The sequence below is a fragment of the Roseibium sp. Sym1 genome, assembly GCF_027359675.1.
Lineage (GTDB): Bacteria > Pseudomonadota > Alphaproteobacteria > Rhizobiales > Stappiaceae > Roseibium.
Window position 1 is genome coordinate 4,389,382 of sequence record NZ_CP114786.1, and the last position, 12,025, is coordinate 4,401,406.

Consider the following 12,025-nt stretch of genomic DNA (forward strand, 5'->3'; position numbering starts at 1 on the left):
AGGTCGGGACCTGCCGTAGCAGGAATGTGCGGTGCAATATGACCGGGCGGCTCCGAGCCTTGCCCGGCGGATTGACTGATTTCGTGCGAAAGCACTTCGGGCAGGCGGACAAGCGACTGTCGAACGGGAATGCATCCCGGGTGCGGTGACACAACCGCCGGGTGCCGCAAGTGAGGAGAGTGACATATGACCAAGTGGGTCTACAGTTTCGGCAATGGTGCCGCCGAAGGCGCAGCGGACATGCGCAATCTGCTGGGCGGAAAAGGTGCGAACCTTGCTGAAATGAGCAGTCTCGGACTGCCGGTCCCGCCCGGTTTCACGATCACCACCGAGGTCTGTACCTGGTATTACGACAATGACAAATCCTATCCGGACGCCCTGGCTGCCCAGGTTGCCGAGGCGCTGGAGAAGGTCGGCGCTGCGACCAACCGGAAATTCGGCGACGCCGAGCGGCCGTTGCTGGTGTCGGTCCGCTCCGGTGCCCGCGTTTCCATGCCCGGCATGATGGATACCGTTCTCAATCTGGGCCTGAACGACCAGACGGTCGAGGCCATCGCGCGCGAAGCGGGCGACCGCCGGTTCGCCTATGACAGCTACCGCCGCTTCATCCAGATGTATTCCGATGTCGTGCTCGGGCTCGATCATCACGAGTTCGAGGAGATCCTGGAAGAGCACAAGGAGCGCAATGAACTGTCGCTCGACACGGATATCGACGCTGACGCCTGGCAGGGCATCATCGAGAAGTTCAAGGCGCTGGTGGAAGAGGAGCTGGAACGCCCGTTCCCGCAGGATCCGCAGGAACAGTTGTGGGGCGCCATCGGCGCCGTCTTCAGTTCCTGGATGGTGCCGCGTGCGGTGACCTATCGCCGTCTGCACGATCTGCCGGCGTCCTGGGGCACGGCCGTCAACGTTCAGGCCATGGTCTTCGGCAACATGGGCGAAAGCTCGGCGACAGGCGTCGCTTTCACGCGTAATCCGTCCACCGGCGAAAAGGCCCTTTACGGCGAGTTCCTGGTCAATGCCCAGGGCGAGGACGTCGTCGCCGGTATCCGCACGCCGCAGGACATCACGGAAAAGGCGCGTGTCGAAGCCGGGTCGACCAGCCCGTCCCTGGAAGCGCTGATGCCGGAGGCCTTTGCGGAATTCCAGTCCTATTGCGACCGTCTGGAGGCGCATTACAAGGACATGCAGGACCTGGAATTCACCATCGAGAAGGGCAAGCTGTGGATGCTGCAGACCCGGGCGGGCAAACGCACCGCCAAGGCAGCCCTCAAGATTGCCGTGGACATGGTCGCCGAAGGCGTGCTCAGCGAGGAGGAGGCGATCTTCCGGGTCGAGCCGGGGGCTCTGGATCAGCTTCTGCATCCGACGATAGATCCCAAGGCCGAGAGGGACATCGTCACCACCGGCCTGCCGGCTTCGCCCGGCGCCGCCTCGGGCGCGATCGTGTTTTCCTCCGACGAGGCCGAGAAGGCCAAGGCGGACGGCCGTAAGGTCATCCTGGTGCGGGTGGAAACCAGCCCGGAAGACATTCACGGCATGCATGCGGCCGAAGGCATCCTGACCAGCCGTGGCGGCATGACCAGCCACGCGGCCGTCGTCGCCCGCGGTATGGGCAAACCGTGTGTCGCGGGCGCCGGCATGCTGCGCATCGACTACCGCAACGGGGTGATCAACGCTGCCGGCCGACAGCTGAAGGAAGGCGACACGATCACCATCGACGGCGCGACCGGCCAGGTCCTCGTGGGCGAGGTCGAGATGCTTCAGCCGACGCTGTCGGGTGATTTCGGCACGCTCATGGGCTGGGCCGACCGTGGCCGCCGCATGCGTGTGCGCACCAATGCGGAAACGCCGCAGGATGCCAAGGTCGCCCGGGAATTCGGCGCCGAGGGAATCGGGCTGTGCCGCACGGAGCACATGTTCTTCGAAGGCGAGCGGATTGTCGCCGTGCGCGAGATGATTCTCGCGGAAACCGAGAAGGGCCGCCGGGCGGCGCTCGCCAAGCTGCTGCCGATGCAGCGGCAGGATTTCACCGACCTGTTCGAGATCATGCACGGTCTGCCGGTGACCATCCGTCTGCTCGATCCGCCGCTGCACGAGTTCCTGCCGAAATCCGAGGAAGAACTCGCCGAGGTGGCCAAGGCCATGGGCGCGGATCCGGAGCTTCTGCGCGACCGGGCGCTGGCCCTGGAGGAATTCAACCCGATGCTCGGCCATCGCGGCTGCCGCCTGCTGGTGTCCTATCCCGAAATCGCCGAAATGCAGGCCCGGGCGATCTTCGAGGCCGCCGTCGAGGCGGCCAAGGTGACCGGTGCGCCGGTCGTCCCGGAAATCATGGTGCCGCTGGTCGGGCTCAAGGGAGAGCTGGACCTGGTGCGCGAACGCATCGAGGCCATGGCCAAGGCCGTGATGGCGGAAAGCGGAACGGAGCTGACCTACCAGATCGGCACCATGGTGGAACTTCCGCGCGCGGCCCTGAAAGCCGCCGAAATCGCCCAATCCGCCGAGTTCTTCTCCTTCGGCACCAACGACCTGACCCAGACGACCTTTGGCATCTCGCGCGATGACGCGGCTTCCTTCCTCGGCACCTACCAGAGCCGGGGTATCCTGGAGCAGGATCCGTTCGTCTCGCTGGACCAGGAAGGCGTCGGCGAGCTGATCCGGATCGGTGTGGACCGTGGCCGCTCGACCCGTCCGGACATCAAGCTCGGCATCTGCGGCGAGCATGGCGGCGACCCGGCTTCGATCGGCTTCTGCGAAGGGGTCGGGCTCGACTATGTCTCCTGTTCGCCGTTCCGCGTGCCGATCGCCCGGCTGGCGGCGGCACAGTCGGCCCTGAAGAAAAAGTCCGGCGCCTGAGCAGCCGGACCGGGCACGGCCGAGGGGCGAGGGAGGTCCTGTTGAGCGGAGAATTTCCGCAACTGAAGGATTTGCGCGCAGGCGGCAAGCGTCAGCTTGCGCGTGTCCTGACCCGTCTGGAAACCCACGCGGACGAGGCGGAGACAGCCGCCTTTCTGGACGCGGTGGCCGCACAGCCGCTTGCACAGGTCCTTGGCCTGACCGGGCCCCCGGGCGTGGGCAAGTCCAGCTTGACGGATGCCCTGATCAGGTCCTTCAGGGCGGACGGACTGCGGGTCGGCGTTCTGGCGATCGATCCGTCGTCGGCCTTGACGGGCGGTGCGCTGCTCGGCGACCGGACCCGGCTGAAGACCGATCCTGCCGATGACGGGGTTTTCGTGCGCTCCATGGCCGCGCGTGACCGTCTCGGTGGCTTGTCGGACGAGGCCGTCGCGGCGATCGCGGTGCTTCGGGCCGTCTGCGACCGTCTGATTGTCGAGACGGTCGGGATCGGCCAGTCGGAGGGCGACCTGAAACACGCGGTCGACACGGTGGTGCTATGTATCCAGCCCGGGTCCGGAGACAGCCTTCAATTCATGAAAGCCGGGATCATGGAACTGCCCGATGTCGTCGCGGTGACCAAGGCCGACATGGGCGCGCTGGCGCGCCGGGCGGCCTCGGATGTTGCCGGGGCACTGTCGCTGGCCCGCGCCGGTGGCGATGGCTGGAAAGTGCCGGTGTGTGAAGTCTCGTCCCAGACCGCTGCCGGTGTTCCGGAGCTGGTGGACCACCTGAACCTTCACAAGGCACACCTGACTGCATGCGGCCGGTTGGAAGAGCGCCGGAATGCCCAGCATGTGGCCTGGTTCAGGGACATGGTGCGGGGAGAGTTCGGGCAGGCGGGTCTGCGGCTCGTCCAGCAGGATCCGGACCGACCCTGGCTGAGTCGCGCGCGGACCGCGCCGTTTGCGAGCTTTGCGTCATTTGCCGTTGAGACCAGGACCCTGATGGGGCTTCAGACCTAGGGGCTGGCGTTCTGACGGTGTTCCGGATCCGGGCTGATTGTTCAGGCCTTGGCCACCCGTGCCTGAAGGGTCAGGTCGGTGCCGAAGGTGCCCGGGCCATCGGAATTGAACTCCTCCAGAAACTGGGTGAGCGCGGCCTCGTTCAGGGGCCTGGAGATGAAATAGCCCTGCATCCGGTGACAGTCGTGGGCCTGCAGGAAGCGGATCTGTTCGATGGTTTCGATGCCCTCGGCGACAATGGTCATGCCAAGCGCCTTGCCCAGTTGGATGATCGACACGAGGATGGCTTCCGCCTCCGGGTTTCCGTTCATGTCGGAAACGAAATCGCGGTCGATCTTGAGCGTGTCGAACGGGAAGCGGCGCAAATAGCTGAGGCTCGAATAGCCGGAGCCGAAGTCGTCCAGGGCAACCTTCACGCCCAGGTTCTTCAGGCGGCGCAGCGCCTGCAGGACAGAATCGTTACGGCCCGCGAAGACGGATTCCGTGACCTCGATTTCAAGACGCTGCGGCGGCAGGTTGTTGGACGCCAGGATCGCCATCACCTTTTCCACAAAGCGCGGATGCTTGAACTGGTTGGGCGAGACATTGACCGACACGACGATGCCCGGCCATTCGTGCGCCTTGGCACAGGCCTTGTTCAGCACCCACAGGCCCAGATCGTTGATCAGGCCGGTCTCTTCGGCGACGGGAATGAACTGGGACGGGGCGATGACGGTGCCGTCTTCCTTGGTCCAGCGGGCAAGCGCTTCCACGCTGACAATGCGTTTAGCACTGGTGTCGGACTGCGGCTGGTAGGCCAGGTCCAGCTCGTCGTTCTTGAGCGCCATCCGGAGTTCCCGGGACATCTTGTCCTTGGACTGGACGTGATGTTCCATGTTGGCCTCGAAGAACGAGCGCCGGTTGCGTCCGTTGGCCTTGGCGTCATAGAGGGCGATATCCGCCTTGCGCAGCAGCTCGTCCGGATCATTGCCGTCCCGCGGGGCGACGGCGGCACCCATGGACAGGCTGGCGAACAATTCGCGGCGCCCGATCATGATGGGGCGGCCGATTTCGTCCTGGACCTGGTCGAGGATGTATTCCAGCCAGACATCGTCCTCGCAGTCCTTGATGACCATGGCGAATTCGTCGCCGCTGATGCGCGCGACGATGCCGGTCTCCGGAATCACCCGGCGCAGGCGCTGGGCCACGGCGACAATGACCTTGTCGCCCGCTGAATGGCCAAGCGTGTCGTTGATGTCCTTGAAATGGTCGAGGTCAATGTAGACAACTGCCGTGTTGGATCCGTTTTCGCTGCTTTCGTCCAGAATATCGGTGAGAAGAGCATGAAACCGCGACCGGTTCGGCAGGCCGGACAGGGCATCATGGTGAGCCGCATGCACCGCCTTGGATTCACTTCTGGCCAGGCGCCGGGTCATCTGGCGGGTGAAGAGGGTCACGACGATCACCACGGCCGCAATCATGAACGCAGCCAGGGCAAGAAACGGGTTGATCCGCTGCATCATCTGTGTGCCCGGCGCCGTGGTCTGCCAGGCGATGATGCCGACGTCCGCACCCAGTGGCGATCTGAGCTGGAACCGGCCTACGCCGGGACGTTCGTTCTGCATGCTCGCAAGCACGAAACCGTCCAGCCGCGACATTTCCGAGATGTCCTTCAGCTTTTCCCCGCGCAGAGGCACCATGCTCACGAGAACGGACGGAGGAAACCGGTCCCTGGAGATCGACTGGATCTGCGGGATCACGGCTGCGGCACTGAACAGGAAGGGTTCACCATCCAGGGCGACGATGCCGGTTTCGGCAATCGAGCGGCGCGCGTCGCTGCTTTTGGGAATGTAGCTGAAGAGGCCGGACGGCGTTCGCTTGAACGAGGTGATGTAGCGCGCCCGGACCTTGGCGACCGAGGGACGCAGGGCGTCGAACAGGTCAGGGGTCATCCACTTGCTGGTGTGGTTCTGGGCGTAGATCGACACCAGCTCGAAATCGCGATCAATGAGAATCGACTTTGTGAAGCCGTGGTTCTGGAACAGCCAGTGCATGACATTGTCGTAGATCCAGCCCTGGTCGGGCTCGGAGCCGTTGATGCGGTGGTAGGCTTCGTCCCAGATGACGACACCGCTCTGAAGCTTGACCAGATAGTTCTTCGTCAGCTGCAGCGCGCCGGCAATCAGCTTGTGCTGGGACTGGACAGCGGTTTCGTCCGACAGGCGCGCCGACCAGTGCATCAGACCGAAAATGCTGATTACAGATGTCGTGACAACCACGACCATCGGAATGATGATCGCGTTGGCTATCCGTCTGCCGGAGTTTTTAGACGAATTGTACATACATCTGCCCAGTTGTTTGGGCGAGTATTGTCGATCTCGGTTAAGGAAAGACCCAGAACTATAGTAAAATATTGGTAAATCAGAAAAAATGCCGTTTCTGTTTTTCTAATTGGTAAAAGACGTTTTATTGTTTTTCGGGGCTTAGTCGAAAAGACTGGGCTCAGATCAGGTTGAGACTTCTAAAACTGATATTTTTACGCAGGCCGACGACAATATGGTCGTGAACGGTGATGCCGAGCGGTTCGGCAATGTCGATGATCTGCCGGGTCATCCGGATATCGGCACGGGACGGCGTCGGGTCACCCGACGGATGATTGTGAACCAGGATGATCGCCGTCGCGGCATGTTCGAGGGCCCGCCGGATCACTTCGCGCGGATAGACCGGCGTGTGGTCGACGGTCCCGGTCTGCTGGACCTCATCGGCGATCAGGGCGTTTTTCTTGTCCATGAAAAGCACGCGAAACTGCTCGACATCGCTGTGGCCCATGGCGGCCTGAAGGTAATCGGTCACCGATTGCCAGCTGTTGAGGACCCTTTTGCGGTCAAGTTCGGCGGAGTGATACCGGATGACGGCGGCATGCACGGCCTGGAGCGCATCGATGCTGATGTCGGAAAGGCCGGGGATTTCCTTCAGCCGTTCCCTCGGAGCGGCGAGGGCGGCCGGAAAGGAGCCGAAACGCTGCAGCATCGCCTTGGCGATCGGCTTGGTGTCCCGGCGGGGCAGGGCGGAGAATAAAAGGAATTCCAGAAGCTCGTAATCGGCGAGACCCTGCTCGCCCGTTTTACGGAACCGTTGCCTCAGTCTGAGGCGGTGGTCCTTGTGGTCCGGAGCCGCCGGGGCGGCCTCTTCGGAAGTCCTTTCGCTCATGGGCTCCTAGTCGTCAGGCCGTCCGGGCTTGTGAATGCCTCCCGGCGAAGTGGTGAAAATCTGGCAGGCGTCCGGCGTGATGCCGATGGAATGCTCGAATTGGGCCGACAGGGAGCGGTCGCGCGTCACTGCGGTCCAGCCGTCGCTCAGGACCTTGACGTGCGGACGGCCGAGATTGACCATCGGTTCGATGGTGAAGATCATGCCAGGCTTCAGCTCGACGCCTTCGCCCGGACGGCCGTAATGCAGGATGTTGGGCGTGTCGTGAAACAGAAGCCCGAGACCATGGCCGCAGAAATCGCGGACCACCGAACAGCGCTGCGCTTCCACATAGGTCTGGATCGCATGGCCGATATCGCCTGTGGTGTTGCCGGGTTTCGCCGCCTCGATGCCGCGCATCAGCGACTCGTAGGTGACATCGATCAGGCGCTCGGCGGCGCGTTTCAGCTGGCCGACCGGGTACATGCGGCTGGAATCGCCGTGCCAGCCGTCGAGAATGAAGGTCACGTCGATGTTGACGATGTCGCCCTCGCGCAGGGCCTTGTCGTTGGGAATGCCGTGGCAGACCACGTGGTTGATCGAGGTGCAGCAGGACTTGGTGTAGCCGCGATAGTTCAAGGTCGCCGGCAGGGCGTTGTGGTCGCGGCCGTACTGATAGACGAAATCGTCGATCTCCTGGGTGGTCGTGCCCGGCTTGACGATCGCGGCCAGTTCATCAAGGCAGGCCGCCGTCAGCTGCCCTGCACGCATCATGCACTCGAAATCCTCGGGACCGTAAAGGCGCACCTGGCCGGTGTTCTTCAGGGGGGCTTCGGCTGCGTCGATATAGCTGACCATGGGGTGTCCGTGTCTCGCACTGGTCCGGGCAGGCCGACTTGTCAGTTCAGTGCCGCGGCCGGGCCGGTTGTTTTTGAGTTACCTGATCACATACCGCCAGCAGCCGCCAATTTCCAGCATCAGTTACGTCAAAATGCGACGAGCGTGGAAACTTGATCCCCGATCGGGCAAATCCGGTGCTCCCGACTTGCGCTTTTTTTTCAGGGCCGCTACGTGAAATGGGTCTGCGGGCGTGGTGGAATTGGTAGACACAAGGGACTTAAAATCCCTCGGCCCTAGGCTGTACGGGTTCGAGTCCCGTCGCCCGCACCATTCTTTGTTGCGCTGTCGCGCTTTGCGCTACATGAGCGCGGTTCCGGTTTTAGGTTACTCCTTTCACCTGCACGATATCTGTTTGCGCTACCGGCCTTCGGCCTGCTTGAGCGCGGAATTGACTTCAGGTTGTTCGTTTCTCCTTCCATGTCAGGTCGTGCATGTACAGGCGCGGACCCCCAAGGATCTTTCCACGCGCCCTTGTGCCTCTTGCAGTTAGAAAGGAACTGCCTGCGCGCCGAAAAGTCTTTGCAAAGCCGTCCCGGCATTGTCACTGTCTTTTGCCCAAACTGTCACAATTCACGCGGGAAATGGAGGTAGAAGGCTGTTCCGCCCGACGCCCAGCCGATGCCCCGGTCACCAGACCGCCTATTGTCAGTCGCCCACGAGGACCCCCGATGACCTTTGCCGACAAAACCGTGCCGACCGGCAGCGAGTTGACCGTCCTGAAAAACGCCCGGATCGTGCTTGGCGAAGAGGTTGTCTGCGGGCACCTGTCCGTTGCCGACGGCAGGATCGTGGCCGTCGACACCGGGCGCGCGCCGCAGGCCGGGCTGGATCTTGACGGCGACTACCTGCTGCCCGGGCTGGTCGACATCCACACCGATCATTTCGAGAAACACCTTTATCCCCGGGCCCATGTGCGCTGGGACCCCTTGCGCGCGGCGATGGCCCATGACGCGCAGATCATCGGCAGCGGCATCACCACCGTGTTCGACAGCCTGTGCGTCGGCGCCACCATCAAGAACCCGGAGCGGCGGGAGATCCTGGCGCCGATGATCGACGCGCTGGAAAGGGCCCAGGCGGCCGGCATGCTGCGCGCCGAACACCTGGTGCATCTGCGCTGCGAAATCACCGACGACCAGACCGCGCGGCTGACGGAAGAAAATATCGGCAAGGCCATCGTGCGCATGGTCTCCGTGATGGAGCATCTGCCGGGCCGGCGGCAGAGCAAGAACATCGAGGGTTATATCCAGCGGCGGATGGCCGATACCGGCGAGCCGCGCCACGAGGCCGAGCGGGTGACGCAGGAATTGCTCAATCACTCCGATGAGATCAGCGCCGGGGTTCGCCCCGCCGTGGTGGCACTGGCGCATCTCAACAAGTTGCCGCTGCTCAGCCACGACGATACCGAACTGGAGCATATCGACGAGGCGCTGGCCGAGGGCATTTCCGTCTCCGAATTTCCCTGCACCCTGGAAGCGGCGCGCAAGGCCAGGCAACATGGCATGCATGCGGTCGGCGGTGCGCCGAATGTCATCCGGGGCGGGTCGCAATCCGGCAATGTCGCGGTCAAGGACCTGCTGGCCGAAGACCTGGTCGACATTCTCGCGTCCGACTACGTGCCGCGTTCGCTGCTCGACTGTGCCTTCATGGTGGCCGCGGACGACCGTCTGGCGGCGGATCTGCCGGCGGCCGTGCGCATGGTCACGAAAAATCCGGCGGCGGTGGCCGGCCTGGCGGACCGCGGCGAGATCGCGGCAGGCAAACGCGCCGACCTTCTCCATGTCGGCGTCCATGACGGCCACCCGTTCGTGAAACAGGCCTGGCGGGCCGGAACGCGGGTGCTCTGAGCGGGCGGATCACGGCGCTTGCTGAGACCGCATTTCGTGGAAACGTAACGGCATGGATCCCATGGTCAAGCCCACTGCTGTCCGGTTTAACTCGGTCCATGTTCAACAGGTCATTGATTCATTGTCGATATTTCCGCTTTTTCCGATCCGGGACACGTAGCGCCTTACCGCTTGCGCCCCTCTCCCCCCTGGAGGGGGAGATGTCCGGGAACCGGACAGAGGGGGGGCGCAGCGGTTCCGCGAATTCGAAAAAGGCCTTGTTTGCCGAGAGGTTGAGCCCCCCTCTGTCTCCTATCGGAGACATCTCCCCCTCCAGGGGGGAGACTGGAACAAGCGGCATAGCCTGATTGTGGTCAGAGGTTCCTGCTTAACCGGACAGCAGTGGGCTTGACCATGGGATCCATGCCGTTCACTGGCGGTACATGCAGGTGTCTCCAACATCAAGTTTACGGATGATCCCCATCCGCAATTCTCACTCCCCGATGATCCTTTTGCGCAAGTACCCGGACAGGCCGTCGATCAGGTAGACCATGAAGATGATCAGGAAGATGATCGTCCAGGCTTCCGGCCAGCGGTAGGCGTTGATGCGGTCGGCGAGGAGGAAGCCGATGCCGCCGGCGCCGACGATCCCGAGGATGGTGCCGGAGCGCGTGTTGCTCTCGAAATTGTAGAGAATGATCGACAGGATCACCGGCAGGGCCTGGGGCAGGATGGCGAAGCGCACGGTTTGCAGGTTGCCGCCGCCGGAGGCCTTTACGCCGTCGACGGGCTTGGTCGAGGTGTTCTCGATGGCTTCGGAAAACAGCTTGGAAAAGGTGCCGATCTCCGAGACGGCGATGGCAAGGATGCCCGCGAGCGGGCCGAGGCCGAAGGCGCGGATGAAGACCAGGGCGAGGATCAGTTGCTCGATCGCGCGCAGCGCATCGAAGCCGCGCCGGACACCGAGACGGAACCAACTGGACGGCATGATGTTCCTGGCGCCGAGAAAGGCGAGCGGGAAGGCGATGACGGCGCCGAGCAGGGTGCCCATGAAGGACATGGCAACGGTCTCGCCGAGCCCCTTCAGGATCTCGCGCCACTCCGCCCAGGTGGTCCAGACATGCGGCGGGAACATGAAGGACAGCACGTTGCCGAAGCGCATCGCGCCTTCCAGCAGGCGCGCGGGCGAGAAGCCGAAGGCCCACAGGCACCAGACGGTCAGGCCGAGGAAGGCCGCCCAGCCGGCCAGGCGGAGGACAACGGTCCTGCGCGGCGTCACGAAGGCTCCGGGGACGAGGGATCTTGCCCGCTCCAGGTCAGGTGTCAGGTCGGTCATGGTCAAACGCCCTTTCCGGTCAGGCCGATGATGCGGTGGCGGACCTTTTCGCTCAGCATGTCGATGACGATCACCGTCACGAAGATGATCAGGAACAGTGCGGACAGGTCGGTGTATTCCTGCAGGGACATGGCCACACGGATCTCCTGGCCGAGGCCGCCGGCGCCGACAAAGCCGATGATGGAAGAGGAGCGCACGTTGATCTCGAAACGCAGCAGCGTGTAGCTGATGATGTTCGGGATCACCTGCGGGACGATGCCGTAGCGGATCTGGTCGAACCAGGAGCCGCCGGAGGCCTTGATGCCTTCCAGCGGGCGCATGTCGGCGTTTTCATTGGCTTCGGAATAGAGCTTGCCGAGTGCCCCGGTGGCATGCAGTCCGATGGCGAGCACACCGGCGAGCGGACCGACGCCGAAACAGAAGACGAAGATCAGCGCCCAGACAAGATCGGGCACGGTGCGCAGGATTTCCAGGGTGCGCCGCGTGATGTTCAGGACGAACCGGTTCGGCGACAGGTTGCGCGAGGCCGGAAAACTCAGCAGGAACGCGCCGACAATGCCCAGAAGCGTTGCCATATAGGCGATCAGGATGGTCTCGACCAGAAGCTTCAGCCAGACCTTCCAGCGCCAGAACCAGTCGGCGATGTCAGCGCCGAGCGTGTCCCGGTGCAAAACGGGCAGGGTCTTGTAAAGATATTCTCCAAGCCGTGGCAGTCCGGCCCAGATCTTCCACATCGACACCCGGTCGCCGTTGGCCAGCGTCACGTCGGTCATGTCGAAGAAACCGCCGACCCAGGCGGCCGCAAAGAAGCAGGTGGCAAAGAGGACGGCCGAAACCGTGTTCACGCGCAGCGCGTGCCTGCGCGCCGCGGCGTAGTCGACCTCGAACCGGCCGATGGTTGGCGAGAGTGTCGTCATGACTGGGAAATTCCGTTG

General features: G+C 63.1%; 8 protein-coding genes and 1 tRNA gene. 4 read left to right on the forward strand and 5 right to left on the reverse strand.

The features are described 5' to 3' along the window. Window positions 1–186: 186 nt before the first annotated feature. Both ppdK and meaB read left to right on the forward strand, forming a co-directional pair. A complete protein-coding gene (ppdK, locus tag O6760_RS19990; protein WP_269581463.1) occupies window positions 187–2,859 on the forward strand; it encodes a pyruvate, phosphate dikinase in 2,673 nt (890 codons plus the stop codon). Between the two features lie 41 nt (window positions 2,860–2,900). After that, window positions 2,901–3,863 carry a methylmalonyl Co-A mutase-associated GTPase MeaB gene (meaB, locus tag O6760_RS19995; protein ID WP_269581464.1) on the forward strand — a complete coding sequence of 321 codons (963 nt, stop codon included), beginning with the start codon at window positions 2,901–2,903 and terminating at the stop codon, window positions 3,861–3,863. A 41-nt stretch (window positions 3,864–3,904) separates the two neighbouring features. Here the strand turns inward: meaB and O6760_RS20000 are convergent, their stop codons facing one another. From O6760_RS20000 to map, 3 genes are all read right to left on the reverse strand, one after another. Beyond that, the gene (locus O6760_RS20000) at window positions 3,905–6,184 is read right to left on the reverse strand and encodes a bifunctional diguanylate cyclase/phosphodiesterase (RefSeq protein WP_269581465.1); all 2,280 of its coding nucleotides are present in this window, start codon (window positions 6,182–6,184) and stop codon (window positions 3,905–3,907) included. A gap of 160 nt (window positions 6,185–6,344) precedes the next feature. Further along, window positions 6,345–7,052, reverse strand: a complete 708-nt coding sequence (radC, locus tag O6760_RS20005; RefSeq protein ID WP_269581466.1) for a RadC family protein — start codon at window positions 7,050–7,052, stop codon at window positions 6,345–6,347. Between the two features lie 6 nt (window positions 7,053–7,058). Beyond that, window positions 7,059–7,889 (reverse strand): type I methionyl aminopeptidase, encoded by an 831-nt coding sequence (map, locus tag O6760_RS20010; RefSeq protein WP_269581467.1) that lies wholly within the window; start codon window positions 7,887–7,889, stop codon window positions 7,059–7,061. 226 nt (window positions 7,890–8,115) lie between these two features. Between map and O6760_RS20015 the strand changes: the two genes are divergently transcribed. Both O6760_RS20015 and O6760_RS20020 read left to right on the forward strand, forming a co-directional pair. After that, window positions 8,116–8,201 (forward strand) — tRNA-Leu (locus tag O6760_RS20015). Between the two features lie 398 nt (window positions 8,202–8,599). Continuing rightward, window positions 8,600–9,775 carry an alpha-D-ribose 1-methylphosphonate 5-triphosphate diphosphatase gene (locus tag O6760_RS20020; protein ID WP_269581468.1) on the forward strand — a complete coding sequence of 392 codons (1,176 nt, stop codon included), beginning with the start codon at window positions 8,600–8,602 and terminating at the stop codon, window positions 9,773–9,775. A 472-nt stretch (window positions 9,776–10,247) separates the two neighbouring features. On the opposite strand, the gene phnE (O6760_RS20025) is transcribed toward O6760_RS20020, so the two are convergent. Together phnE (O6760_RS20025) and phnE (O6760_RS20030) are read right to left on the reverse strand one after the other, a co-directional pair. Next, window positions 10,248–11,090 carry a phosphonate ABC transporter, permease protein PhnE gene (gene phnE, locus O6760_RS20025; protein ID WP_269581469.1) on the reverse strand — a complete coding sequence of 281 codons (843 nt, stop codon included), beginning with the start codon at window positions 11,088–11,090 and terminating at the stop codon, window positions 10,248–10,250. Window positions 11,091–11,092: 2 nt separating this feature from the next. Beyond that, window positions 11,093–12,007, reverse strand: a complete 915-nt coding sequence (gene phnE / locus O6760_RS20030) for a phosphonate ABC transporter, permease protein PhnE (RefSeq protein ID WP_269581470.1) — start codon at window positions 12,005–12,007, stop codon at window positions 11,093–11,095. Window positions 12,008–12,025 lie beyond the last annotated feature (18 nt).

Excerpts from the sequence above, each read along its gene's own strand:
- ppdK (WP_269581463.1), top strand. The coding sequence starts at position 187 with ATGACCAAGTGGGTCTACAGTTTCGGCAATGGTGCCGCCGAAGGCGCA.
- O6760_RS20000 (WP_269581465.1), bottom strand. The coding sequence starts at position 6,184 with ATGTACAATTCGTCTAAAAACTCCGGCAGACGGATAGCCAACGCGATC.
- radC (WP_269581466.1), bottom strand. The coding sequence starts at position 7,052 with ATGAGCGAAAGGACTTCCGAAGAGGCCGCCCCGGCGGCTCCGGACCAC.
- map (WP_269581467.1), bottom strand. The coding sequence starts at position 7,889 with ATGGTCAGCTATATCGACGCAGCCGAAGCCCCCCTGAAGAACACCGGC.
- O6760_RS20020 (WP_269581468.1), top strand. The coding sequence starts at position 8,600 with ATGACCTTTGCCGACAAAACCGTGCCGACCGGCAGCGAGTTGACCGTC.
- phnE (WP_269581469.1), bottom strand. The coding sequence starts at position 11,090 with ATGACCGACCTGACACCTGACCTGGAGCGGGCAAGATCCCTCGTCCCC.
- phnE (WP_269581470.1), bottom strand. The coding sequence starts at position 12,007 with ATGACGACACTCTCGCCAACCATCGGCCGGTTCGAGGTCGACTACGCC.